A 25,611-nucleotide genomic window follows, 5' to 3' on the forward strand; every position below is an offset into this window, starting at 1 on the left:
GGGGCCCGGATCGGTGGTGTGGTTGCACGGCGGATCCGAGCCAGGGCCGCCTGCGTGCTGTCTCCGGACGGCGCGTTGTCTGGCCTGGCGGAGGGGCTGTGGCGTCCCGCCTTCGTGGTGGGTCGCCACAGCCCTCCCTGGATCACTCGTCGCCGAAGTCGCCCTCGTCGCCGCCTTCGAAGGCGTCGTCCAGGGCCTCGCCGAGGATCATGCCGCCGATGACGCCGCCGGCGACGCCGGCCGCGACGCCGCCCATGCCCATACCGCCGCGGTGGCGGGTGTGGCCGTGGTAGCCGTGGCCGGGGTAGCCGCCGTGGCCGCCGCCCGGGTAGCCGCCCTGGCCCGGGTAGCCGCCGGGGTAACCGCCGCCGTGGCCGCCGAAGCCGGCGGCGCCGCGGAGGCCCTGGTAGCGGCCCGCGGCCTGGCTGACCCAGCCCTCGACGACCGAGGTCCAGTCGGCGGTGTCGGCCTCGGCGTGCGAGACGCGGAAGCGGCCGTACGCGTCGTGGCCCGGCTGGAGGAAACCGCCGCGCTTGTCGAACTCGAGGACCACCTCGACGCCCTGCGGGTCGGCGATGAAGGTCACCTCGACCTCGTTGATACCGCCGGCGTACTGCGGGGGCGAGTAGAACTCGATCTCCTGGTAGAACGGCAGCGTCTGACGTACGCCGTAGATGCCGCCGTGCTCCAGGTCGGCGCTCTTGAAGCGGAAGCCGAGCCGGGCGAAGGCGTCCAGGATCCGCTCCTGTGCGGGCAGCGGGTGCACCGCCACCTGGTCCAGGTCGCCCTTGTCGACGGCCTTCGCGACCGCGAGCTCGGTGCGCAGGCCCATCGTCATGCCGTGCAGGCGCTGGCCGTACACGTCGGTGATCGGCGTCTCCCAGGGCACGGGGAACGAGAACGGCAGCTGTCGCTGCTCGCCGGCCCGCAGCTGGAACGCACCGGCGACCGGCAGGCGGTGGAACTCCACGAAACCGTCGCCGTGCTCCGACTCGACCCGGGTGACCAGGCCCAGCACAACGCGGTCGATGGCGACGTCGTGGTCGCCGCCGGTGATGTGGACCTGGCCGTCCAGGTTGAGGCCCGGGCGGGTGTTCGGGTTCGCCAGCACGGTGTCGACGGACGGGCCGCCGACGCCGAAGGCGCGCATCATCTTCTTGAAGACCACCGGATCATTCCTCCTCGAACAAGGCGGTGCGTTAACTCAACAGTCAGGGGTGGCGGGCTCGGTCAGGGGTGGCGGGCTCGGTCAGGGCGGCGGGCTGAGTGCGTCGGGCCGAGGGACCGGCTTGCCCGGCGGGTCACGTCGAGATCAGGCAACGGCCACGGGCGTGTCCGTCTCGTCGTCGAAGCGGCCGATCACCTGCTCCAACAGGTCTTCCAGGGCGACGAAGCCGATCTGCTCCGGACGGCTCGCGGCGAGGGGTGCGCGCGATGGGGCTGGGGCGCCCGAAAGCGCCGGCGCCGCGTTCGACGTGGCGGGAGCTGTCACGATCGCGAGCTGGGCTCGGCCGGCCCGGAGCGCGGCGACCGCCTCCACGACGCTGACGTCGGCGTCCAGGGTGAACGCCGGCTCCATCAGGTCGCGCGCCGACACCTCGCGGCCCGCGGCTGTCGCCCGTACGGCCTCCCGGACGTGCACCACGCCGATCACCGAGCCGTCGTCGCCGGTCACCGCGATCCTCGAACGGCCGCTGCTCAGCGACGCCAGCTCGATGCCGGCCGCGCCGGCCGTGGCCGGGATCGTCACGAGCTGCGACGCCGGCAGCAGGATGTCGCGCACCCGCATCGAGCCGAGGCCGAGCACGCTGGTCAGCAGCTCGCTCTGCTCCTCCTCGATCAGGCCCTCGGCGCGCGACCGGTCGAGCAGGATGCGCATCTCGGCCGGGCCGTGCGCCTGCGCCAGCTGGTCCTGCGGGTGCACGCCGAACGGCCGCAGCGCCGCGTTCGCCAGGGCGTTCAGCACTCGCAGCGCGGGGCGCACCAGCGTGACGAAGCCGCGGAACGGCAGCGCCAGCAGGGTCGCCGAGCGCTCCGGGTCGGTGATCGCCCAGGACTTCGGCATCATCTCGCCGATCACCAGGTGGAGGAACGTCACCACGGTCAGCGCCACGAGGAACGCGATCACGTGGCTCGCCACCTCGGGCAGGCCCACCGCGTGCAGGGCCGGGCCGAGCAGGTGCTCGATCGACGGCTCGGCCAGCGCGCCGAGCCCCAGCGAGCACAGCGTGATGCCGAGCTGGGCGCCGGCGAGCATCATCGACAGCTCGCGGGTGCCGTCGAGCGCGGCCCGCGCGGCACGGCTGCCCGCCGCGGAGGCCTGTTCGAGCCGGTGACGTTTGCTCGCCACGAGCGCGAACTCGGCGGCGACGAAGAAGGCGTTGCCGATCAGCAACAGGGCTACCCAGAGGGCGTTCATCGGGTGATCCGTACGGTCTGCGGGACGTGGCGGTCGACGCTCTCGACTCGTACCGAAAGGGACCCGTCGTCGAGAGTGACCGAGTCACCTGCCTGGACCACCCGCCCGAGCCGGGCCATGACCAGGCCCGACACGGTCTCGTAGCCGTCGCCGGCGGGGAGGTCGACGCCGGTCGCGTCGGTGATCTCGTCGATCCGCCAGCGGGCGGGCACGAGCCAGGAGCCGTCGGACTGGCGGACCGGCTCGGGCTCGGTCCCGTCGTCCTCGTCGCGGATCTGGCCGACCAGTTCCTCGGCGATGTCCTCCAGCGTGATGATGCCGGCGAAGCCGCCGAACTCGTCGACGACGCAGGCGAGCTGACGGTGCGCGGTGCGCAGCCTGTCGAGCACGGCCGGCAGCCGCAGCGACGACGGCACCAGGATCGGCGCGGACATCACCTCGGCGACCGTCACCTTCGCGCGGTCGGCGGCCGGGATGGCCAGGATGTCCGCGATGCCGACCACGCCGACGATCTCGTCGAGCACGGAGCCTCGTACGGGGAAACGGGAACGGTGGGTGTCGAGCAGCGCCACCACGTCGGCGGCGGTCGCCGTCTCGGCCACGGTGTGCACGTCGACGCGCGGCACCATGGCCTCGGCGGCGGTCCGGCCGCGGAAGTCGAGACCGCGGTCGAGCAGCGTGGACATCTCGTCGTCGAGGCCGCCGTTCTTTCGCGACTCGGCGATGATCTGCTCCAGGTCCTCGGAGGTCGCGCCCTCGGGCAGCTCCTCGATCGGCTCGATGCCGATGCGGCGCAGCAGGCGGCCGGCGGCCCGGTCGAACAGCTTGATCACCGGGCCGAAGACGGTCAGGTACATCAGCGTGGACCGGCTGAGCGCCTTGGCCAGCGCCTCGGCGCGGGCGATCGCCAGGTTCTTGGGGGCGAGCTCGCCGAGCACCATCTGCACCACTGTCGCGATGAGCAGGGCGAGCGCCACCGAGATCGGCATGCTCACCGCGGTGGGCACGCCGGCGACGCCGAGCAGGTCGGCGAGGCCCTCACCGAGGTACGGCTCGGCGACGTAGCCGACGAGCAGCGCGGTCACCGTGATGCCCAGCTGGGCGCCGGAGAGGACGAAGGAGAGACGTTCGGTGACCTTGAGCGCGCGGGCGGCGGCCTGATCGCCCTGCTCGGCGTCGCGGCGCAGGCGACCGCGGTCGGCGGCGACATAGCCGAATTCCTGCGCGACGAAATAGCCGGTGACGGCGGTCACCACGATTACCAGGAGAAGGCCGGTGACGATCAACACGGCCGGGAGGATCCGTACGCGAACGGACGGTCGACGGGGAGCCGGGCCGAGCCCGGCTGACTACTGCCGATCATGAAAAGACGGTAGCAAGGTCCGCTGTGTGATCGCTGTGAGCTCCGGCTCCTACGATCCGGCGCCGCGGTCGGCGTAAAAGGTGCTCAGGACCATGTTGACCTTGGCGAGGTCGGCGGTCCAGTCGAACTCCCTGGTGGCCCAGCTGATCGCGTACGCCTTGCCGCCGGTCGCCAGCCAGCGGGTGCGCACGTGACGCTGGGTGCCCGCGGCCACGTACGTGTACTCCCAGTCGGCGGCCTTGTTGAGCAGTTCCTTCTTCTCGATGGCGATCAGCCGGTAGCCGGCGAGCGCGCCGGAGCCGACCAGGCGCTGCGCCTCGGCGCGGCACGCCTTGACCGGGTCGCCGGCCGGGTCGCGGTCGAGGGAGAGCGTCATGACCCGGGTGCCGACGGGGTCGCGGAAGCAGAAGGTGGAGCCGATCCGCTCGTACGTCCAGCCGTCGGGGACCGGCATGTGAAATCCGGAGCCGTCCGTGAAATATGACCATCCGCCCAGCAGCGACCAGCCCTTGACACCTCGGGCGGCGGCGCGCTGCGGCGTGACCGGCAGGCCGGACGGGGGCGGGGAGTCGCACGTGGCGGGCGAGAAGCCGGCGGCGACGACGGTCTTCGAAGGGGAGGGCGAGGGCGACGAAGGAACGCTGAGGACGGGCCCGGCCGCCTTCTCGTCGTCGCGCTGCACCAGGTAGCCGGCCATGATCCCGCCGACGCCCAGCACGGTCACCAGGGCCAGCCCCGCTGCCATCAGGGTGGAACGCTGCGCGGCCTTCGGTGGCTTCTGCGCCGGGGGCGTCACGGACGGCAGGGGCAAGGCCGCCACCGCCGCGGCCGCCCGCACCGGCGCCAGGATCTGATCGATATCGGACCCGACGACGGCCCGCACCCGTCGCGGCGCCGGCACGCCCATCGGCACCGGGCTCGGCGTGGCCGCGACGATCATGCGCAGGCGCCGCTCCACCTCGGGCGCGGTCAGCCGGGCCGCCGGCTCGTGTTTGAGCAGCCCGGTCAGCACCGGGCCGAGCATCCCCGCCCGCGCCGGCGGATCCGGCTCCTCGGTGGCCAGCGCCATCAGCGTGGCCATCGCGTTCTCCCGGGCGTACGGCGAGCGGCCCTCGACCGCCGCGTACAGCGTCGCCCCCAGCGACCACAGGTCGGACTCCGGCGTCGACGTGCCGTCCCGGGCGCGCTCCGGCGACACGTACTGCGGGGAGCCCACTATCAGACCGGGGCCCGTCACCGAGCCGTCATCCATGAACGTGGCGAGACCAAAATCGGTCAGCACCACGCGGCCGTCGTGGCCGATCAGGACGTTGTGCGGCTTGACGTCACGGTGCAGCACCCCGGCCCGGTGCGCGGCGGTCAGCGCGTCGAGCACGGCCAGCCCGATCCGCGCCGTGGTGGCCGGCGAATAGGGCCCGTCGTCCTGAATGACCTGGTGAAGCGAGCGCGACGGCACGTACTCCATGACGATCCACGGGAGGCCGTCGGCGTGCACCACGTCGTAGATGCGCACCACGTGCGGATGGTTGAGCCGCCCGGCGCTGCGGGCCTCACGCAGCGTGCGGTCGCGGAGGCGTACCCTCTCCTCGTCGCTCATCCACTCGGGCGGCACGAACTCCTTGACCGCCACGTCGCGGTCGAGCATCTCGTCGCGGGCGCGCCAGACACGGCCCATGCCACCGGCGCCGACCGGCTCGCCGAGGCGATACCGACCGGCGACGAGCATGCGTCCGACCGCCATCCCGCCCCCTGATGTCGACCCGATCTCCACCATAGACAGGCACCGGCCGGCAGCGGAATCACGATCACCCGGCCACCGCGTAGACCACGAGGTTGTCGCGGTAGGACCGCAGCGATCGATCGAACACGCCGCCACACGTGATCAGCCGGAGCTGCCGGTCGGGCGTCGGACCGTAGACCTCGTCCGTCGGGAAGCCGGCCTTCGGATACCAGCGCAGGGCCGTCACGGTGAAACGCACGGTCGAGCCGCCCCGCACCACGTCGATCCGGTCACCGACGGTCAGCTCCCGCAGCCGATAGAAGACCGCCGGCCCGCCGCGCGAGTCGACATGCCCGGCGATCACCGCAGGTCCGGTGTCCCCCGGCACCGTGCCGTCGGCGTACCAGCCGGCCTTCGCGAAGCTCTTCGGCGGTTGCAGAGCGCCATCGTCCCCGAGCCGCAGCGTCTCCAGCGGCGTGTCTATCCCGATCGCCCCAACCCGCAGCCGGGCGGGTCGCCCACTCGCCGCGGTCGTCACGGCTCCGAACGGATCACCCGCCGGTCGCCGCCCGGCATCCGGCCCGCCCGATGCGATGCCGGCGGAATTGTTCCTGCCGGCCGAATTGGCGGCATCGGCCAATCCGGGCGCGCTCTGCCCCACAGGCTCACCCCGCGGCGCCCGATCACTCCAGGCCAGATAGCCACCCGCGGCCAGGACCGCGGCCACCGTCGCGGCGAGCGCGGGCAGGGCGAGTCTTTTTTCCTGTACGGGACGAGCACGCGACCCGACCGCAAGACGACCTCGCCATCTACCGGCTCCACCACGCAGGCCCGCGGACAGATCACCGGTGCCCTTTCGCCCGCTCCCCTGATTGCCGCTTCCCGAGCCGCCCCTCTGCACGGGCAAGGGAGCGGCAGCCCGAAGCGGCGGCACTACGACAGCCGCCACCTCGCCAGCACCAGCCGACGAGAGAGCGATACGCGCAAACGGAGAAGCGGCCCGAGGGGAAGGTGCCGTGGCTCGAGGAGAAAATGCCGTGGCGCGAGGAGTAGTTGCCGTGGGCCGAGGGGAAGGTGCCGTGGGCCGAGGGAACGACGCCTGGCGCGGCTGCGGACTCGGCACGGAAAGCGCTCCCGGAACCGTGGCGAACGCCCGCACCGTCTCCGGCTTGCCGACCTTCGCGGCCCCGCGGTAGAACGAACGTTCTTTCTCGCCCGAGACTCGATCCACGGAACGATCTGCCTCGCTGGCTGTTTGATAGACCGAACGTTCTATCTCTTGGGGGGCTCCGGGCTGGGATGGTGACGCGATTCCAGGCGCGGCAACGACGTCGTGCCCGGGAGGCGCGGCCAGCTCGTGGGGCGGTGGCGTCGGCCGCTCGGGGTCGGGCGCCACCCCACCCGCGGACGGCTCGTGGGCCGATGGGTGATCCGGGGCGGGCGTCACCTCGTACACCTAAATAGTGCGGCGGCGGAGGACGGCCGTGAGAAGACCAGCCGTCAAGGCCGCGCAGCCGGCCGCCAGCAGGGCTCCGGGCAGCGCCGACCGCGGCGCGGTGCCGCCCTCGCCCGTCGCCACGCCGCCCAGGGGGACCGTGCCCTGGCGTTCGGCGTCCACGTGGAGCTGGGGTTTCAGGCCACCGTTCTGGTCGTCGAGGACCACCAGCGAATAGACGCTGCCGGCGCCCAGGGTGCAGGGCAGCTCGCTGGTGCGGCCTCCTCCCGTGGGGACCACCCGGACGCTCCAGCTGCCGGGGTTGACCTCGCGGTAGCTCGTCGTGGTGGCGAACTCGACGCCGTCGGCGATCTTTGTGCCGTTCTTGCCGGCCACGTCCAGGACCGGGGCCTTCACCGAGGCCTGGATGATGCGGACCTTCGACTTGCCGGCGTCGGGCAGTTGGAGATCGTCCTGGATGATGCGCAGGCCCAGGTCGGCGAAGCGGCCCACGCCCGCGACCGTGTAGGCGCCGCCGTCCGTGACCCCGACCTCGGTGGTGATCACCGGCTGGTCGGTGGCGGGAGCGCCCGCCTTGCGCATGGCGACCTGATATGTCCCGGTGGGCAGCCGCAGATAGCGCGACATGTCCCCGTAGGCCACCGCGCGGAAGGTCTGCGGCGGCACCGCGTTGGCGTCCGATTTCAGATAGACGTCGACCGCCGGCGTGTCCGGCGACAGGTGAGCCAGCCGGACGTATCCGCTGGTCGGGGCTGCTTTTGCCGGAGTGGCGGCGAACGCGGGCACGGCCAGGACGGCCACCGCCGCCACGAGGCGCGCGAGTCGGGACACGGGGGCTCCCTTCGACTGGCGTCCATATATATCGCCCGGCAGGTGACCTACGCCATCGTCCGGCGCGTTTTTGTCGTACCCCTGGGGCAGCATGGGTCTCGTGCGAGAAGTCCTGGAGCAGTTCGGGCCGGCCACGCGAGAGTGGTTCACGGCGGCCTTCGCCGCGCCCACCGCGGCCCAGGCCGGCGCGTGGCGGGCCGTCGGCGCCGGCCGCAACGCCCTCGTGGTCGCGCCGACCGGGTCCGGCAAGACGCTGGCCGCCTTCCTCTGGTCGCTCGACCGGCTGGCCAACGAGCCGGCGCCCGAGGATGCGCGCCGCCGCTGCCGGGTTCTCTACGTCAGCCCGCTCAAGGCGCTCGCCGTCGACGTCGAGCGCAACCTGCGCGCCCCGCTCACCGGCATCCGCCAGGCGTCCGGCCGGCTCGGCGTCCCGCCGCCCGACATCACCGTGGGCATGCGCACGGGCGACACCCCGGCCGACGAGCGGCGGCTCTTCCAGCGCACCCCGCCGGACATCCTGATCACCACGCCCGAGTCGCTGTTCCTGCTGCTCACCTCGGCCGCGCGTGACTCGTTGCGCGGTGTCGAGACGGTGATCATCGACGAGGTGCACGCGGTCGCCGCCACCAAGCGCGGCGCCCATCTGGCGCTCTCCCTCGAGCGGCTCGACGCGCTGCTCGGCCGCCCGGCCCAGCGCATCGGGCTGTCCGCCACGGTGCGGCCGATCGACGAGACGGCCCGGTTCCTCGGCGGCGCCCACGACGTCGAGATCGTCCAGCCGCCGACCGCCAAGACCATCGAGGTGGCCGTCGAGGTACCGGTCGAGGACATGACCCGCCTCGACGAGGTGCCCGACACCGACCTCGACGATCCCGGCGGCGGCCGCCACACGCCGTCCATCTGGCCGGCCGTCGAGGAGCGCGTGCTCGATCTCATCGAGGCGCACCGCTCGACCATCGTCTTCACCAACTCGCGCCGCGGCGCCGAGCGCCTGTGCGCCCGCATCAACGAGCTGGCCGCCGAGCGCGCCGGCATCAACGAACCGGCCGCCGAGCGCGCCGGCGTCGCGCCGGTCGAGCCCAAGAGGCCGCCGGCCCAGATCATGGCCCAGGCCGGCCAGGCGGATGGCGCCCCGCCGGTCGTCGCGCGGGCCCACCATGGCAGCGTCTCCCGCGAGGAGCGCAAACAGATCGAGGAGGCGCTCAAGTCCGGCGCCCTGCCCGCCGTGGTCGCCACCTCGAGCCTCGAGCTCGGCATCGACATGGGCGCGGTCGACCTGGTCGTGCAGATCGAGGCGCCGCCCTCGGTCGCCGCCGGCCTCCAGCGCATCGGCCGCGCCGGTCACCAGGTCGGCGCCGTGTCCCGCGGTGTCGTCTTTCCCAAGCACCGCGGCGACCTGGTCTCCTGCGCCGTGGTGGCCGACCGGATGAGCGCCGGCGCGATCGAGGAGTTGCGCTACCCGCGCAACCCGCTCGACGTGCTCGCCCAGCAGATCGTCGCCATGGTCGCGCTCGACGCGTGGCAGGTCGACGAGCTGGCGACGGTGATCCGCCGGGCCGCGCCCTTCGCCGAGCTGCCCGACTCGGCGCTGCACGCGGTGCTCGACATGCTCTCCGGCCGCTATCCGTCCACCGCCTTCGCCGAGCTGCGCCCGCGCCTGGTCTGGGACCGCGGCACCGACGAGCTGACCGGCCGTCCCGGCGCCCAGCGCCTCGCCGTCACCAGCGGCGGCACGATCCCCGACCGAGGCATGTTCGGGGTCTTCCTGGCCGGCTCCGAGCGGGCCTCGCGGGTCGGCGAGCTCGACGAGGAGATGGTCTACGAGTCGCGGGTCGGCGACGTGTTCCTGCTCGGGTCCACCTCGTGGCGCATCGAGGACATCACCCCCGACCGGGTGCTCGTCTCCCCCGCCCCGGGCGCGCCGGCGCGGATGCCGTTCTGGAAGGGTGACTCACCCGGCCGCCCGATCGAGCTGGGCCGGGCGATCGGCGCGCAGCTGCGCTCGCTGACCCGCGCCGACGACGAGAAGGCGGCGGCCGCCCTGCGCGCGACCGGGCTGGACGAGTGGGCGTCCGACAACCTGCTGGCTTACGTCCGCGAGCAGCGCGAGGCCACCCGCAACCTGCCCGACGACCGCACGGTGGTGGTCGAGCGCTTCCGCGACGAGCTCGGCGACTGGCGCATGACCGTCCACTGTGTGCTCGGCGCCAAGGTGAACGCGCCGTGGGCGCTGGCTATCGGCCGGCGGCTCGCCGAGCGGTACGGCGTGGACGGCGCCGTGATGCCCTCCGACGACGGCATCGTGGTGCGTCTGCCCGACACGGCCGAGGAGCCGCCCGGCGCCGAGCTGGTGGCGTTCGACGCCGAGGAGATCGCCCAGCTGGTCGAGGAGTCCGTCGGCACGTCGGCGCTGTTCGCCTCCCGCTTCCGCGAGTGCGCGGCCCGCTCGTTGCTGCTGCCGCGGCGCGACCCGCGGCGGCGCCAGCCGCTCTGGCAGCAGCGGCAGCGGTCCGCCCAGCTGCTCGACGTGGCGCGCGAGTTCGCCGACTTCCCGGTCACGCTCGAGGCGGCCCGCGAGTGCCTCCAGGACGTCTTCGACGTGCCCGGCCTGGTCGGCCTGATGCGCGAGATCGCCGGCCGCAAGGTCCGCCTCGTCGAGGTCGAGACTCCGCGCCCGTCGCCGTTCGCGCGTTCCCTCCTGTTCGGCTATGTGGGCGCTTTCCTGTACGAGGGAGACGCGCCGCTGGCCGAGCGGCGCGCGGCCGCGCTCGCGCTCGACTCGACGCTGCTCGGTGAGCTGCTCGGGCGGGTCGACCTGCGCGAGCTGCTCGACCCCGAGGTGGTCGGCGAGACCGAGGCCCAGCTCCAGTGGCTGACCAGCCAGCGCCGGCCGCGCGACGCGGAGGACACTGCCGAGCTGCTGCGGCTGCTCGGCGACCTCTCCCCCACCGAGCTGGCGATGCGCGGCGTCGAGGAGTCGTGGCTGTCCACGCTCGAGGGGGCGCGCCGCGCGATCCGCGTCCGCATCGCCGGCGAGGAACGCTGGATCGGCATCGACGACGCCGGCCGCTACCGCGACGCGCTCGGCGTGGCGCTGCCGGTCGGCCTCCCCGAGGCCTATCTCGCCTCGGTCGCCGACCCGCTCGGCGACCTGGTCGCGCGATACGCGCGCACCCACGGCCCGTTCGCGGCGGCGACCTGCGCGGCTCGGTTCGGGCTGGGCGTCTTCGTGGTGGAGCAGGCGCTCAAGAGGCTCAGCGCCACCGGCCGGGTCTCGTCGGGCGAGTTCTCCCCCGGCGGCGCCGGCACGGAGTGGTGCGACGCCGAGGTGCTGCGCATGCTGCGGCGCCGCTCACTGGCTGCGCTGCGCCGCGAGATCGAGCCGGTGCCGCCGCGGGTGCTGGCCGCCTTCCTGCCGCGCTGGCATCAGATCGGCGGCAACGCCCGCGGCGTCGACGCGCTGGCCGCCTCCATCGAGCAGCTTCAGGGCATCGCGGTGCCGGCCTCGGCGTGGGAGCGGCTGGTGCTGCCCGCGCGGGTCGCCGACTACGCCCCGCCGCTGCTCGACGAGCTGTGCGCGAGCGGCGAGGTGCTGTGGGCCGGGTCCGGCTCCATCGGCGGCAACGACGGGTGGGTGTCCCTGGTCTACGCGGACAGCGCCGCGCTGCTGCTGCCCCCACCCGACGACGAGCTGGCCCTGACACCTCTCCACCAGCAGGTGCTCGAGGCGCTCGGCGACGGTCAGGCGCTCTTCTTCCGCTCGCTCTCCGACCGCGTCGGCTCGACCGACGACACCGCGCTGGCCGCCGCGGTGTGGGATCTGGTGTGGGCGGGCCAGCTCACCAACGACACGCTCGCGCCGCTGCGGGCGCTGCTCGGCGGCAGCGGAGCACACAAGGCCAAGGCCGCTCCGGTACGCAGCCGTTACCGCCGTCCCGGCCGGCCGGCCATGCCGTCGCGGGGCGGGCCGCCGAACATGGCCGGCCGCTGGTCGCGCCTGCCCGGCCGCGACCTCGACCCGACCCGGCGCGCGGCCGCCCTCGCCGACCTGCTGCTCGAACGCCACGGCGTGGTGACCCGGGGCGCGGTCATGGCCGAGGGCGTGACGGGCGGCTTCGCGGCCGTCTATCCGGTGCTCGGCGCGCTCGAGGAACGGGGCGCGGCCCGCCGCGGCTACTTCGTCGAGGGCCTGGGCGCGGCGCAGTTCGCCGTTCCCGGAGCGGTCGACCGGCTGCGGGCCCTGGCCGAGCCCGCGGAGCTGTCCAGGCGCACCGGCCCCGGCGCCCAGGTGCTGGCGGCGACCGACCCCGCCAACCCGTACGGCGCGGCGCTGCCCTGGCCCGAGCGCGTCATCGACAGCGGCGACGGCGAGCCCGGTGTCAAGGCCGGCCACCGCCCGGGCCGCAAGGCGGGCGCGCTGGTCGTCCTGGTCGGCGGCGAGCTGGTGCTCTACGTCGAGCGCGGCGGGCGCACCCTGCTGTCCTTCGTGGACGATCCCGAGATGCTCATCGCCGCGGGCCAGGCGCTGGCCGCCTCCGTGCGATCGGGCGCGCTGGGCGTCATGTCGGTCGAGCGCGCCGACGGCGAGTCGGTGCACGCATCCCCGTTGAGGGACGCCCTGACCGAGGCCGGCTTCCGGGCCACACCGAGGGGGTTGCGCTTGCGCGGATGAAAGCACCGAAGGGGTTGCGCTTACGCGGATGAAAGCACCGAAGGGGTTGCGCTTGCCCGGATGAAAAGCGGGGCAGCGGCCGGCGGTGCTGATCATTATTGTGTGCGCCCGTGCTGGGAAACATTCTTGGAGCGCTCGCCCTGACCGTGCCGGTCACGGGTGCGCCCGTGACGCTGAAGGCGCCGGCCGAGCCCGCGCCGACGAACGTGACCGTGGCGTGGGCCTCGCCCGCGCACAAGGAGATCGTCATCACCTGGGACGAGACGGGAGATTTCCGTAACCAGGTGGCCCTGGTCAACACCGCGGAGCCGAACAGCTTCGTCAGCCGGCAGATCGTCGCGGCGGGCCAGCCCGATCGGCTCGTGGTGAAAAACGACTGGAACCTTCTCACCAGCCTCAACAACTTCGACGCGGTGTTCACCGTGACGGCTGTCGACGCTAGCGGCACCGCGATCAGCGAAGCCGGCAAGTCGCCGGTCTTCGACACCGCCACGCCGCCCCGGCCCGTGCTCACCAGCGTGCTGCCCGGCGAGGACGGCACCGTCAAGATGACCTGGACGCCCGGGACGGCCAAGCCGGACACGACGCCGAACGACCCGCTCGACGCGCCCGCCGACGGGCCGCAGCAGTTCGTGCCCTACTACATCGCCGGCAGCGCGGACCAGCCCGTGCCGGCGGGCGAGCCGACCACGGGGACGTCCTTCGTGGTGAAGGCCGGCATCCCCACCCTGTTCACCGTCGGCGTCTACGCGCCGAACGAGTGGACCGACCCCGTCCAGCCGTGGAGCACCAGCGGCGCGCAGGTGTTCCTCTTCGACACGCGCATCACGGCGACCATCCCGAAGTCCGTGCCGGCCGGCGGCAAGCTGACCGTCACCGGCAAGGCGATCCGCAAGTACCAGAACTGCTCGCGCTACATCTGCAACACCGTGCAGGACGAGTTCGCCGGCCGGCTGCTGCACCTGGAGGCGCGCACCGGCGCCACCGGCGCGTGGAAGACCGTGGCGACGACGAACGCCGACAAGGCCGGCACGTTCACGTTCACCGTCGCCAACCCCGCCACCGCGGACTACCGCGTGGTCGCCCCGGTCGCCGAGGGCACCAGCAACGGCGACAAGGCCGCCCTGACCTACTTCGCCACCGCCCCGGCCACCGTCACGGCAGGCTCGGCCACCGGCGGCGGGAACACCCCCGGCGGCGACCAGCCCGGCACCGATCAACCCGGCGGCGAGCCCGGCACCGACCAGCCCGGCGGCGAGCCCGGAACGGGCGGCACCGGCGGCGGCGACAGCCTGCCCATCACCGGCGCCCCGATCGTCTGGATCTCGGTCGCCGGCGGCCTGCTGCTGCTCGTCGGCGCGGCGTTCTTCCTCACCGGCCGTCTTCGCCGGCGCAGGACGACCTTCACCGCCTGACGCGGCAAAGACGCGACAGAACAGGCCGGCCCCGCATGTGGCGCGGGGCCGGCCTGTGTCCGTTATGCACCACGGGACAGTGACCTTGTGAACACGGACCGTATCGTTCGGACGCATGTTAGGAAACGTCTTCGCAGCCCTGGCGCTGACAGCGCCAGTGCCTGGAGCGCCGATGGCGCTCCAGGCGCCGGTGGAGCCGGCGCCGACCAACGTGCAAGTGGCGTGGGCCTCGTCCACGCATGACCAGGTCGTCGTCACGTGGGACGAGACAGGCGACCTCCGCAACCGCGTCGAGGCGGTGAGGGCGGACGGTTCCTCCGCGGGCTTCTACCAGCTTTACTCCCAGGCCGGTCAGCCCAACCGTCTGGTGGTCGACAAGGAGCAGATCCGCGTCGACATCGATCGCGACCTGCGGGTCGCGGTGACGGCTGTCGACGCCTCGGGCAACCCGCTCAGCGAGGCCGGGCTGTCGCCGGTCTTCGACACCGGCGTGCCGCCCGCACCGGTGATCACGGCGGTGGAGCCGCGCGCTGACGGCACCATCAAGGCCACGTGGACTCCCGGGCAGGCCGGCGAGGACACCACGCCCAACGATCCGCTGGACGTGCCCGCCGAGGTCCCGCCGCGGTTCGTGCCGGTCACGATCGGCCCCGGCGACCCCTACGAGGAGGGGCCCGCGAGCACCGCGACGTCCTTCGTGTTCGAGGGACCGGCCAACACGGTGACCCGGGTCGGCGCGCACACCGTGAACGAGTGGACCACCAACGCCGTGCTCGGCTGGACGGCGACCGCCAGTTACGGCGACGTGGCCGCCACCCGCATCGCGGCGACCATTCCCAAGACCGCTCCCAAGGGCGGCAAGCTGACCGTCACCGGCACGGTGACCCTGTTGCGCCTCTTCTGCGACATGGGCCTGCGCTGCTGGGAGGACGTGTCCGCGGACAGCGGCAGGCTGGTCCGCCTGGAGTCTCGCACCGGCGCGGGGGCGGCGTGGCAGACCGTGGCGACCACCACCACCGACGCGAACGGCAAGTTCACCGTCAGCGTGACGTTCCCGGGCACCCGGGACTACCGCGTGGTGGCCCCCATCGTCGTGGGCACCAGCGAAAAGCTGGCCAAGGCACCGTTCGCCACACCACCGGTCACCACCAAGGCCAGAGCGGCCTCCTGATGACGGAAGCCGCGTTCCTCGCCTGACAGTCACCCACAACCCTGCAGAGGTCGATCGGCCCCGCCCCGGCGGGGCCGATCGTCGTCCGGACGAACGGGGCCATGCCACGGCATTGCGGGTGTTTGTGCATTCTGTGGAGTGGGGCTGCGGCAGCAGGCCGCGACTACTACGGTTCGCCGCCATGTGGGAGAACTTCGCTGCTGTGCTGGCGCTGGCCGGGCCGGTCGCCGGGGTGCCGTCCGCGTTGCCGGCGCCGACGGAACCTGCTCCTGCCAATGTGACGGTGGCGTGGGCCTCGCCCGCACATGACGCCGTTGTCGTCGCCTGGGACGAGACGGGAGATGTCCGCAACCGGGTCGCGCTCGTGCTGCCGGACGGCTCGGCCACCGCGGTAGCCACGCTGACTGTCGAGGCGGGCCGGCCCAACGTGAGCGAGCTGCCCGGCTTCGGCGGCCTCGTCGATCACGACTTTCGCGTCGCCGTGACGGTGGTCGACGACAACGACGAGGTGCTCAGCGAGCCCGGGCTGTCGCCGGCCTTCGACACGAACAGGCCGCCACTACCCGTCATCGAGACCGTCTCGCCCCGCGCGGACGGCACGGTGGCGTTCAGCTGGCGGTCCGGCGAGCTGGTCGACACGACGCCCGGCGACCCGCTCGACGTGCCCGCCGAGGTTCCGGCGCGCTTCATTCCCGTCGCGTCGTTCTCGGACTTCAACGACTACCAGGAACTGGTGCCGCAGCCGATCACCGCGACGTCGTTCGTGGTGCCCGACCGGCAGAAGCCGTACAACGTGGGCGTGCGGACCCCGCCCAACGAGTGGTCCTTCAGCGGTGTCTCGGCACCCGTGCACGGCACGCGCGTCACCGCCACCATCCCGAAGAAGGTGCCGGCCGGCGGCAAGCTGACCGTGACCGGCAAGGCGATCTCCCTCGTCCGGGCATGTGATCCCGGTCCGTGCTGGTCCATCGAGAGAGCCGACGCCGGCCGTCTGCTCCGCCTGGAATCCCGCGCGGGCGCCGGCGCGGCGTGGCAGCCCGTGGCGACCACGCGCGCCCGCGCCGACGGCGCGTTCACCTTCGGCCTGAAGTTCCCCGGCGCCCGGGACTACCGGGTCGTCGCCCCGGCCGTCGACCGCTCCGGCGACGAGGCCGCGAGGGCCTACTTCGCCACTCCGGCGGTCGCTATCAAGGCCGCCCCGCCCGCGAGCGGCGGCGACAACGGCGGCGACGGCAACAACGGCGGGAACGGCGGGAACAACGACGGCGGCGGCAACGGCAGTGGCGGCAGCGGTGGCGGTGGCGGGGCAGGCCTTCCGATCACCGGCGCCCCGGTGGCCGGGCCGGCGGTCGCGGGTGGCCTGCTCGTCGCGTTCGGCGTGGCGTTCGCCCTGGCGGGCCGTCGCCGCGGCCGCCGGAGCGCACAGGCGCGGTGATGCCCGAAGCCCGACAACGGCCGGGCCGCACACACGCGGCCCGGCCGGCGGTGCTCTCGGGTCAGAGCTGCGGCGCCACCGCGGAGGCGACCAGCTCGACGTGGTCCAGGTCGCTCAGGTCGAGCGCCTGGAGGAAGAGCCGGGACGCGCCCGCGGCCTCGTACCGCTTGATGGTCTCGACGACCTCGTCCGGCGTGCCGACGATGCCGCCGTTGCCGCGCATCTCCTCGACCTCGCGGCCGATCGCGGCGGCGCGGCGGCGGACCTCGGCGTCGTCGCGGCCCACGCACAGCACGGCCGCCGCCGAGAAGACCGGCAGCTCCGAGCGGCCGATCTGGGCACAGGCCGCGCGGACCCGCTCGTACACCGGGGGAATGTCCTCGATCTTGGAGAACGGGACGTTGAACTCGTCGGCGAAGCGGGCCGCCAGGGCCGGGGTCCGCTTCTTGCCGTGACCGCCGATGATCACGGGCGGGCGGGGCGACTGCGCCGGCTTGGGCAGGCCCGGCGAGTCGGAGATCTGGTAGTGCTTGCCGTCGAAGTCGAACGTCTGGCCCGCCGGCGTGTCCCACAGGCCGGTGATGATCTCGAGCTGCTCCTCGAGGCGGTCGAAACGCTCGCCCACGGGCGGGAACGGGATCCCGTACGCCTTGTGCTCCGCCTCGAACCAGCCGCCACCCAGCCCGAACTCGATGCGGCCACCGCTCATCCGGTCGGCCTGGGCCACCGCGATGGCCAGCGGGCCGGGCAGCCGGAACGTCGCCGAGGTGACCAGCGTGCCCAGCCGGATGGTGGACGTCTGCACGGCCAGCGCGGCCAGCGTCAGCCAGGCGTCGGTGGGCCCGGGCAGCCCGTCGCCGCCCATGGTGAGGAAGTGGTCGGAGCGGAAGAAGCCGTCGAAGCCGCTCGCCTCGGCGGTTTGCGCGACCTTCCGCAGATCGTCGTAGCTTGCCCCCTGCTGGGGCTCGGTGAAGATCACGAGACGCATGAATCCCACCCTGCCAGATGCACCTGCGATCCGTGCCGGGGCAGTAACGTTTCCCACCATGGCCGGGTATGGATGGATCAGCTTCACGACCGACTACGGGACGTTCGACGGGTTCGTCGCGGCGTGCCACGGCTCGATCGCGCGCATCGCCCCCGACGTGCGGGTCATCGACGTGACACACCACGTGCCGCCCGCCGACGTGGCGCGCGGGGCCGCAGTGCTCGCGCAGACCGCGCCGCACCTGCCGCCCAGCGTCCACCTGGCCGTGGTCGACCCCGGCGTCGGCACCGCGCGGCGCGGCATCGCGATCGGCACCCCGAACGGCGCCCTCGTCGGCCCCGACAACGGCCTGCTGATCTGGGCGGCCGAGGCGCTCGGCGGCGTCGAGACGGCACACGAGCTGACCAACAAGGACTGGTTCCTCGGCGACGTCTCGCGCACCTTCCACGGCCGTGACCTCTTCTCGCCGGCCGCCGCCCGGATCGCCGCGGGCGCGGCGCTCGCCGAGGCCGGCGCCGCGATCGACCCGGCGACGCTGGTGCGGCTGCCCGCCCCCGTCGTGTCGGTCGGCGACGGCTGGCTGGAGGCCGAGGTCATGACGGTCGACCGCTTCGGCAACGTGCAGCTCGCCGCGGACGGCGAGCTGCTGCGCGGCCTCGGCGCCGACCTCGTCGTGAACGGCACGGTCACTGCCCGTCGCGGCGCCACCTTCGGCGACGTCGGCCCGGGCGACCTGCTCGTCTTCGAGGACTCGGCCGGGCGCATCGCGATCGCCGTCAACAACGGGCGGGCCGTGGTCGTCCTCTCGGTGCGCCCCGGCGACATAGTCCGGGTGGCGGCGCGCCAGCCCTGACCAAAGGCCCGCCAGCCCTGACCAAAGGCCCGCCAGCCCTGACCAAGGCCCGCCAGCCCTGACCAAGGCCCGTCAGCCCTGGCGGACCCTGTCGCGCGCCTTGGCATAGGTGCGCCGGCCGCCGAGCCGCCACAGCAGCCGGGCCGGGGCGGGCAGCTCCGCGAGGAAGCGCCGCTCCTCGTCCGGCGTGGCCTCCTCCAGCAGCGCGCCCAGAAAGATCAGCGCCATCTTGCCCTTGGGCAGGATCTCGCGCCCGCGCTCGCCGACCGCGTGCCACTCGGCCGGCGACAGGTGCTCCTCGATGATCGGCAGGATCTCGCTCTCCTCGTCGGCGAGGTGCTCGTCGAGCGCGACGGACGCCTGCGCGATCACGTCGGCGAGCTCGTCGCGGTCGGCCACCGACGCCGTCGCCCGCCAGCTCGGCAGGATCTTGTCGATGCGGGCGAGCGGCTCGTGCAGCCGCTCGTGCTGCGCCTCCATCCGGTTGATCAGGTCGGCGTGCATGGCGGCCCGCCGCAGCAGCAGCGGCCACACCATCTCGTCCTCGGCCGTGTGATGGTGGTGCAGGCCGAGGGCCACGCTCGCCAGGTGGTCCGCGAGGACCTCGGCGCGCGCGGTGTCGCCCGGTGCCACCGCCCGGACCAGCGCGGGCATCAGCCGGAACTCGCGCCGGAAGACGCGGTGCACCATGATCATGTCCCAGGTGTCGGTTGTCGTCGTCATGTCCGTACGGTCCCAAGGTCGACTTGCAGACTGCTTGCAACCGCTTTGCACTCCTATGCTTCGCGCGTGCTGATCGGCAAGGTGCTCGGGTCCACCGAGGTGGAGATGGACGGCGTCCCGGCGGAGCTGGGCGGGCCGCTGCCGCGCCGGCTCGTCGCCGCGCTGCTCGCGGCCGAGGGCCGGCCGGTGTCCGAGGACGCGCTCGCCGAGGCGGTCTGGGGCGGCGAGGTGCCCGCTCGCCCGGCCGCGTCGCTCCAGGCGTACGTCTCCCGGTTGCGCCGCTCGTTCGAGCAGGCCCGCGGCCCGGGCAGCGCGCTGGCCCGGGCCGGCGACGGCTACCGCCTGACGGTCGGCGACACGGACGCGGCGGGCTTCACCGCGGACGTACGCCGGGGCCGCGCGCTGCTCGACGAGGAGCGGCCCGGCGACGCCCTGCGCGCCTTCGACGCGGCGCTGGCGCGGTGGCGCGGCGAGGCGTACGCGGATCTTCCGGAGACTCCCGCCCGCACCCGCCTGGAGGAACTGCGTGCCGTGGCGGTGGAGGAGCGCCTCGCGGCCCGCCTGGCCACCGGGGACGCGCCGGGCGCCGTCGGCGAGCTGGAGGCGGCGGTCCGCGACGAGCCGTACCGCGAGCGCCGCTGGGAGCTGCTCATCCTGGCGCTCTACCGCGGTGGCCGCCAGGCCGAGGCGCTGGCCGCCCTGCGCCGGGTGCGGGCCCGGCTCGCCGACGAGCTCGGCATCGATCCCGGCCCCGCGCTCCAGGAGCTGGAGGGCCGCCTGCTCGCCCAGGACCCCGGCCTGCTGCTGCCGTCGCGTCCGGCTCCGGCGGTGCGCCCGCTTTCTCACTTCTTCGGCCGTACGGAGGAACTGGCCGCCCTCGCCGAGCTGTCCACGACCGGCCGCCTCGTGACCCTGGTCGGCCCCGGCGGTGCGGGGAAGACCCGGCTGGCCGTCGAGTTCGCCGCCCCGCGGGACCCGTGGTTCGCCCGGCTCGCCGACGTGGCGGAGCCCACCCTGGTGCCGGCCGCGGTCGCCGCCGCCCTGGGCGTGCGCGGCTCGACGGCCGAGGCGATCGCGACCGCCCTGGGCGACCGGCCCGGCCTGCTGCTGCTCGACAACTGCGAGCACGTGGTGCGGGCGGCCGCCGAGCTCACCCTCGTGCTGCTCGCGCGCTGCCCGGGCCTGCGGGTGCTGGCCACCAGCCGGGAGCCGCTCGGCGTCGACGGCGAGCGGCTGCTGCCGGTGGCGCCACTCCCGGCCGGCGACGCGGTCGCCCTGCTCACCGACCGGATCACGGCGGTACGCCCGGGCTGGCGGCCGGACGCGGCCGAGCGCGCGGCGCTGGACGGGCTGGCGACCGCGCTGGACGGCATCCCGCTGGCGCTGGAGCTGGCCGCCGCCCGGGCCCGGGTGCTCGGCCTCGCCGAGCTGCTGGAGATGCTGCACGGCCGGTTCCCGGCGCTCGGGCCCGTGCCGCGCGGCGCGCTCGCCCCGCACGAGACGCTGGAGGCCGCGGTGGCCTGGAGCGTCGACCTGCTCTCCGCCCACGACCGGGCCGTCCTGCTGCGGCTGTGGCCGTTCGAGGGCGGCTTCCCGCTCTCGGCCGTCGACGACGACCTGGACGCCCTGTCGGCGCTCGTGGCCCGCTCGGTGGTGGTCGCGGACACGACCGTGACGCCGGCTCGGTACCGGCTCCTGGAGATCCTGCGGGCGTACTGCCGGGGCCGCGACGACGACCCGGCCGGGAGCCGGGCGAGGCACGCGGCCTGGGTGCGGTCCTTCGTCGAGCGGACGGCGCCGGAGTTGCGCGGCGAACGGTCGGCGCACGCCATCCGGCTGCTCAACCGGGAGCTCGCGAACATTCGCGCCGGCATCGCGCACGACCTGCACGCCGCGCCGCGCGCCGCGCTGCGGACCGCCGGGCTGCTGGAGTGGTTCTGGTTTCGCGGCGGCCTCGTGACCGAGGGCGGCCGGCTGCTGCGCGCGGCCCTCGACGGCGCTCCGGACGCGCCGCCGGCCGACCGTGCCCGCGCCCTGTCGTGCCTGGGCACCCTCTGCTTCATGACCGGCGACGAGCCGGCCGCCGAGAAGGCCCTGCGCGACGCGATCGACGTGCTCGGCCCGTCGCCGGACCGCGAGGGCTGGACGGTGCGGGCGCAGCTGCACTACTACGAGTCGCTGCTGCGCTCGGCCACCGGCCGCTACGAGGAGGCGGTCGCCGAGGGGCGGCACGCGATGGCGGTGGGCCGGCGGATCGGCGAGGAGCGGCTCGTCGCGGCCGGCGAGATGACGCTCGGGTGGGCGCTGGCCGCCGGCGGCGACCCGCGGGCCGGGCGCCGGGAGCTGACCGGCGCGATCCGGCGGGCCACCGCCATCGGCCAGCGCTGGACCACCGCGATGAGCGAGCTGCTGCTCGGCCGGGCCCTGCTGCTGTCCACCGGCGACGAGCCCGCGGACCCGGCCGCCGCGCTCGCCGCGCTGCGCCGGGCGGTGGACCACTTCACCGCGGAGGACGACGTCGGCAACGTGCTGGCGTGCCTGTTCACCGGGGCGCAGGCGCTGATCGCGGCGGGCCGGCGCGGCGACGGCGTGACACTGGCCGCGGCGGTGCGGCGCAACGCCGCGCGGCGGGGCATCTCGCCCGGCGCCGCGGACCCGCTGGGCGCCGCGGCGCTGGCCGATCTGCTCGCCGGCGTCGACCCGGCCACGGTCCCCGCGGTGGACGAGGACGCGATGATCGGTTTACTGGGCCCGCCGGCGAGGCAGGATTGAGGCATGCCCGAAGGGGACACCGTCTGGAACACGGCACGGGTGATCGAGCGCGCCCTCGCCGGTGACGTGCTGACCGGCTCGGACTTCCGCGTGCCCCGGCTCGCCACCACCGACCTGACCGGCTGGACGGTGGCGGAGTCGGCGAGCCGCGGCAAGCACCTGCTGCTGCGCCTCACGCGCGACGGCGAGAAGCCGCTCACCCTCCACTCGCACCTGCGCATGGACGGCGCCTGGCGCGCGTACAAGCCGGGAGAGCGCTGGAGCGGCCGCCCGGCCCACCTGATCCGGGTGGTGCTGCGCACGGCCCGCTCGGTCGCGGTGGGCTATCACCTGCACGAGGTGGCGCTGCTGCCGACCGCCGACGAGGGGAAGCTGCTCGGCCATCTCGGCCCCGACCTGCTCGGCGCCGACTGGGACGAGGACGAGGCGGTCCGCCGCATCGCCGAGCGCCCGGACGTGACCATCGCCGAGGCCCTGCTCGACCAGCGCAACCTGGCCGGTGTCGGCAACCTCTACAAGGCCGAGACGCTCTTCCTGCGTGGGCTGTGGCCGTGGACGCCGGTGGCCGAGGTGAAGGACCTGCCCGGCACCGTGCGGCTCGCCCAGAAGCTGGTCGCCTCCAACCGCGGCCGCTGGACCCAGACCACCACGGGCTCACTCCGCCGGGGCGAGACCAGCTATGTGTACGGGCGCCGCGCCCAGCCCTGCCGCAAGTGCGCGAGCGCCATCCAGAAGGACGAGCAGGGCGAACGGATCACGTACTGGTGCCCGCGTTGCCAAAAGAGGACGGGCGCTTGAGCTCGGACAGGCCCTCGGCGAGGCCGCGCAGGCGGTCGGTGGCGTCGATCAGCGACGAGAACGCCGGGTGGGACCCCTCGGTCACCGGGTGACCGTCCTCGGCGACGTAGGCCGCGGCCGCGGCGACCATCCGCTCGTATGCGTCGACGCCCTCGGTGAACTGCTTGGCCAGCGACGCGTGCGACTCCTCGATGGCGGGCCGCTGATCGGGCGGGGTGAGCGGCAGCGCCCGCTCGACGCTCGCCACCCGCTGGCCCAGGTCGCGCAGCCACTGCTCGGAGACCGCGGCCTCGAGCACCGCGCCCTCGCCCGGGCCGGTGAGCCGGCCGGCCAGACCGGAGAGTGTGGACGAGGCCCGGTCGAGCCTGTCCCACGCCTGCGTGATCGCCGAGCCGCGCAGGGCGTATCTGTTCTTCTGCCGGCGGACCTCGTGCAGGACCGTGCGGCCCGCCGGGAAGCGCTCGATCGCCGCGGCCAGCCGGTGGCCGGCGAGCGCCGGGTCGGGCGGGGGCGGCGCCGGCGTCGCGGCCAGCTCGCGGTGATCGCTCCACCGCCACCAGGCCAGGGCGACCGAGCCACCGGCCGCGCCGGCCCAGATGGCGTCGGCCACACCGATGCCCGCATAGGGAGTGAGGACGGCAGTGGCCGCGGCGAGACCCCCACCGAGCACGCTCCAGCGGCGCGCCGAGTTGCGCAGTCGCCTGAGCCGCCGGAAGTACTTGCTCCGCTCGTCCACCGTCGTCCTCCCCTGGTGCTCGTGTCAGCCGGCGGCGGTCGTGTCCCCGCGCTTCTGGTTCATGCTGGCCCGGATCTCGTCCAGCCGGGCGACGCTGGCCGGGTCGGCGGCCGGCGCGGCCTGCTCGACGGCCGGCTGCGGGGCGGCGCCCGCGAGCTTCTCGCCCGCCATGCTGGCGCGGATCTGCTCGAGCCGGGACGAGCCGGCCATGTCGAGGCTCGACTTCTGCACCTCGAGCATGCGGCCCTCGACCGAGTTGGACGCGAGCTCGGCGCGGCCCATGGCGTCCGCGTAGCGCCGCTCGATCTTGTCGCGCACCTCGTCGAGCGATGGCGTGTTGCCCGGCGCGGTCAGCGAGGACATCGACTCGAGCGACTTGGCGACCGTCTCCTGCATCTTGGCCTGCTCGAGCTGGCTCAGCAGGCGGGAGCGCTCGGCGATGCGCTGCTGGAGCACCATCGCGTTGTTCTCGACCGCCTTGCGCGCCTGGCCGGCCGCGGAGAGCGCCTGGTCGTGCAGGGTCTTGAGGTCCTCCATCGCCTGCTCGCCGGAGACCAGCTGGGTGGCGAGCGTCTGCGCGGTGGACTCGTACTTCTGGGCCTCGGCCTCGTCGCCGCCGGCGCGGGCGCGGTCGGCCAGCACCAGCGCCTGACGCGCCATGCCCTGCAGCTTCTCGACCTCGGACATCTGGCGGGACAGCTTCATCTCCAGCTGACGCTGGTTGCCGATCACCGCCGCCGCCTGCTGCACGAGCGCCTGGTGCTGTCGCTGCGCGTCCTCGATGGCCTGCTGGATCTGGACCTTCGGATCGGCGTACTCGTCGATCTTTGCGCCGAAGAGCGCCATCATGTAACGCCAGCCCTTGACGAACGGGTTCGCCATCTCGCGGTATCCCCTCAATGTCGCTCAGTCGGGCCCATCTGCGCCCGGTCGGTCAGTGCGCCCAGTCGGTCGATGCGCCCAGTGGGTCAGCCACCGACGCAGATCGAGGAGCTGTGGCGATGGCGTTGAATGCCATCGTGACAGCTCGACGCCACCGGCGTCACGTGACCTCCGGGGGATCTCAGGGTCTCCCCCAGGCTTCGAGGCTACGCGCTTTTGCGCGTCAGGGTCGATCCCGCAGGGGCCGCCCGGGACAGGAAAAGCCGGACCGCCCGCGTGGGCAGCCCGGCTCAAATTTGTTTGCGAAAGGGATCAGGCGGCGTAGACGACGTCGCGCTTGGGGTTGCGCGTCGTGCGCAGCGTCGCCTTGAGCGGCGTCTCGTGGCGGACCGAGACCTTGACATCGCCGTCGGTCGCGACCTTGTGCGACTTCTGCTTGTCTTCCTCGACCGGCACCAGCACGCCCTCCATGCCCTCGGCGAGCGACAGCGTGTCGCTGACCTCACTCAGGAGCTCGGAGAGCCGCGCGCCCAGCGCGTCGCAGATGGCGGCGAGCAGCTCGCTGGAAGCTTCCTTCTGACCGCGCTCGATCTCGGACAGGTAGCCGAGACTGACGTTCGCGGCGGTGGACACTTCGCGCAGCGTGCGGTGCTGCCCCTGCCGGCGCGCCCTCAGTGCGTCGCCGATAACCCGGCGTAGCAGGACCATGGCACCTCCTCCTGCGGAAGGGGCCGCCGGCACACGCCGGAGGCTTCCCGCAACCGTACCCGCTGCCGGCCAGGCCGACATACCGCCCCGCCGAATTCCGGAGCAGCCCCGCAGCGGGACATTCGTGCAACTAACGAGATCGACAAAACATTCCCCAGCTCAGGACCGTGCCGGGGCCTCCTGGAGACAGTCCGCGAGCAGGAGTAGTGCGCTCGTCACACTTTCGGTCCGGATGGCGTCGCGGTTTCCGGCGAGTTTCAGCTCGCGCACCGTCGCGCCCTCGGGCCCGGCGACGGCCACGTAGACCAGGCCGACCGGCTTGCCGTCCTGCGGCTCGGGACCGGCCACGCCCGTCGTCGCCACGCCCCAGTCGGCCGAGCAGCGCTCGCGGACACCGCGGGCCAGCGCGAGAGCCACCTCGGGATCGACCGCCCCGCGGTCGTCGAGCAGCTCCTGGGACACACCGGCCAGCGTGTGCTTGAGGTCGGTGGCGTAGACCACGAGGCCGCCGCGGTAGTTCGCGCTCACGCCGGGGATCTCCACGACGGTCGCGGCCACCAGGCCGCCGGTCAAGGACTCCGCCGTCGCGAAGGTCTCCCGCCGCTCGACGAGGCGGTGCACCGCGGCCGCGGCCGCCACGGAAGGGGTGTTCTGGTTGTCGCTAGGCAC

General features: G+C 73.5%; 19 protein-coding genes. 7 read left to right on the forward strand and 12 right to left on the reverse strand.

Annotated elements, in window-relative coordinates:
• Positions 1-142: 142 nt before the first annotated feature.
• The 6 genes from Ade02nite_RS03130 to Ade02nite_RS03155 form a co-directional block, all read right to left on the reverse strand.
• Complete coding sequence (locus tag Ade02nite_RS03130) at positions 143-1,168, reverse strand: sporulation protein (RefSeq protein WP_203759958.1); 1,026 nt, start codon at positions 1,166-1,168, stop codon at positions 143-145.
• 144 nt (positions 1,169-1,312) lie between these two features.
• Positions 1,313-2,419 carry a hemolysin family protein gene (locus Ade02nite_RS03135; RefSeq protein WP_203759959.1) on the reverse strand — a complete coding sequence of 369 codons (1,107 nt, stop codon included), beginning with the start codon at positions 2,417-2,419 and terminating at the stop codon, positions 1,313-1,315.
• The gene (locus tag Ade02nite_RS03140) at positions 2,416-3,708 is read right to left on the reverse strand and encodes a hemolysin family protein (protein WP_203759960.1); all 1,293 of its coding nucleotides are present in this window, start codon (positions 3,706-3,708) and stop codon (positions 2,416-2,418) included. Before Ade02nite_RS03140 ends, Ade02nite_RS03135 begins: the two co-directional genes overlap by 4 nt.
• Positions 3,709-3,831: 123 nt before the next feature.
• The gene (locus tag Ade02nite_RS03145; RefSeq protein ID WP_203759961.1) at positions 3,832-5,523 is read right to left on the reverse strand and encodes a serine/threonine-protein kinase; all 1,692 of its coding nucleotides are present in this window, start codon (positions 5,521-5,523) and stop codon (positions 3,832-3,834) included.
• A 64-nt stretch (positions 5,524-5,587) separates the two neighbouring features.
• Positions 5,588-6,163 carry a class F sortase gene (locus Ade02nite_RS03150; RefSeq protein WP_239168483.1) on the reverse strand — a complete coding sequence of 192 codons (576 nt, stop codon included), beginning with the start codon at positions 6,161-6,163 and terminating at the stop codon, positions 5,588-5,590.
• A 795-nt stretch (positions 6,164-6,958) separates the two neighbouring features.
• A complete protein-coding gene (locus Ade02nite_RS03155) occupies positions 6,959-7,789 on the reverse strand; it encodes a DUF4397 domain-containing protein (RefSeq protein WP_239168484.1) in 831 nt (276 codons plus the stop codon).
• Positions 7,790-7,880: 91 nt separating this feature from the next.
• Here Ade02nite_RS03155 and Ade02nite_RS03160 point away from each other — a divergent pair, with 91 nt between their 5' ends.
• The 4 genes from Ade02nite_RS03160 (at position 7,881) to Ade02nite_RS03175 (ending at position 16,482) form a co-directional block, all read left to right on the forward strand.
• Positions 7,881-12,461 (forward strand): ATP-dependent helicase, encoded by a 4,581-nt coding sequence (locus Ade02nite_RS03160; protein WP_203759963.1) that lies wholly within the window; start codon positions 7,881-7,883, stop codon positions 12,459-12,461.
• Positions 12,462-12,571: 110 nt separating this feature from the next.
• Positions 12,572-13,876, forward strand: coding sequence for a hypothetical protein (locus tag Ade02nite_RS03165; protein WP_203759964.1), 1,305 nt, complete (start codon positions 12,572-12,574; stop codon positions 13,874-13,876).
• Between the two features lie 172 nt (positions 13,877-14,048).
• Complete coding sequence (locus Ade02nite_RS03170; protein WP_203759965.1) at positions 14,049-15,047, forward strand: hypothetical protein; 999 nt, start codon at positions 14,049-14,051, stop codon at positions 15,045-15,047.
• Positions 15,048-15,228: 181 nt separating this feature from the next.
• Positions 15,229-16,482: a hypothetical protein gene (locus tag Ade02nite_RS03175; RefSeq protein ID WP_203759966.1), complete on the forward strand. Its 1,254-nt coding sequence runs from the start codon at positions 15,229-15,231 to the stop codon at positions 16,480-16,482.
• Positions 16,483-16,543: 61 nt separating this feature from the next.
• Here the strand turns inward: Ade02nite_RS03175 and Ade02nite_RS03180 are convergent, their stop codons facing one another.
• The gene (locus Ade02nite_RS03180; protein ID WP_203759967.1) at positions 16,544-17,470 is read right to left on the reverse strand and encodes an LLM class F420-dependent oxidoreductase; all 927 of its coding nucleotides are present in this window, start codon (positions 17,468-17,470) and stop codon (positions 16,544-16,546) included.
• Positions 17,471-17,528: 58 nt separating this feature from the next.
• Between Ade02nite_RS03180 and Ade02nite_RS03185 the strand changes: the two genes are divergently transcribed.
• A complete protein-coding gene (locus Ade02nite_RS03185) occupies positions 17,529-18,323 on the forward strand; it encodes an SAM hydrolase/SAM-dependent halogenase family protein (protein ID WP_203759968.1) in 795 nt (264 codons plus the stop codon).
• 72 nt (positions 18,324-18,395) lie between these two features.
• Here Ade02nite_RS03185 and Ade02nite_RS03190 read toward each other — a convergent pair whose 3' ends face one another.
• On the reverse strand, positions 18,396-19,046 hold the full coding sequence (locus Ade02nite_RS03190; RefSeq protein ID WP_203759969.1) for a hemerythrin domain-containing protein: 651 nt from the start codon (positions 19,044-19,046) through the stop codon (positions 18,396-18,398).
• A 66-nt stretch (positions 19,047-19,112) separates the two neighbouring features.
• Here Ade02nite_RS03190 and Ade02nite_RS03195 point away from each other — a divergent pair, with 66 nt between their 5' ends.
• Both Ade02nite_RS03195 and Ade02nite_RS03200 read left to right on the forward strand, forming a co-directional pair.
• Positions 19,113-21,818 (forward strand): AfsR/SARP family transcriptional regulator, encoded by a 2,706-nt coding sequence (locus tag Ade02nite_RS03195; protein WP_203759970.1) that lies wholly within the window; start codon positions 19,113-19,115, stop codon positions 21,816-21,818.
• Positions 21,819-21,821: 3 nt separating this feature from the next.
• Entirely contained in the window at positions 21,822-22,616 is a 795-nt protein-coding gene (locus Ade02nite_RS03200) for a DNA-formamidopyrimidine glycosylase family protein (protein ID WP_203759971.1), read from the forward strand.
• Here the strand turns inward: Ade02nite_RS03200 and pspM are convergent.
• The 4 genes from pspM to Ade02nite_RS03220 all read right to left on the reverse strand — a co-directional run bounded on the left by pspM (position 22,573) and on the right by Ade02nite_RS03220 (position 25,611).
• A complete protein-coding gene (gene pspM, locus Ade02nite_RS03205; RefSeq protein WP_203759972.1) occupies positions 22,573-23,352 on the reverse strand; it encodes a phage shock envelope stress response protein PspM in 780 nt (259 codons plus the stop codon). The two genes, Ade02nite_RS03200 and pspM, sit on opposite strands and share 44 nt — an antisense overlap.
• 24 nt (positions 23,353-23,376) lie before the next feature.
• On the reverse strand, positions 23,377-24,234 hold the full coding sequence (locus tag Ade02nite_RS03210) for a PspA/IM30 family protein (RefSeq protein WP_203759973.1): 858 nt from the start codon (positions 24,232-24,234) through the stop codon (positions 23,377-23,379).
• 312 nt (positions 24,235-24,546) lie between these two features.
• Positions 24,547-24,942, reverse strand: a complete 396-nt coding sequence (locus Ade02nite_RS03215) for a helix-turn-helix domain-containing protein (protein ID WP_203759974.1) — start codon at positions 24,940-24,942, stop codon at positions 24,547-24,549.
• A gap of 159 nt (positions 24,943-25,101) precedes the next feature.
• Positions 25,102-25,611, reverse strand: a complete 510-nt coding sequence (locus Ade02nite_RS03220) for a CinA family protein (RefSeq protein WP_203759975.1) — start codon at positions 25,609-25,611, stop codon at positions 25,102-25,104.

This window comes from Paractinoplanes deccanensis, from assembly GCF_016862115.1.
GTDB classification, from domain to species: domain Bacteria; phylum Actinomycetota; class Actinomycetes; order Mycobacteriales; family Micromonosporaceae; genus Actinoplanes; species Actinoplanes deccanensis.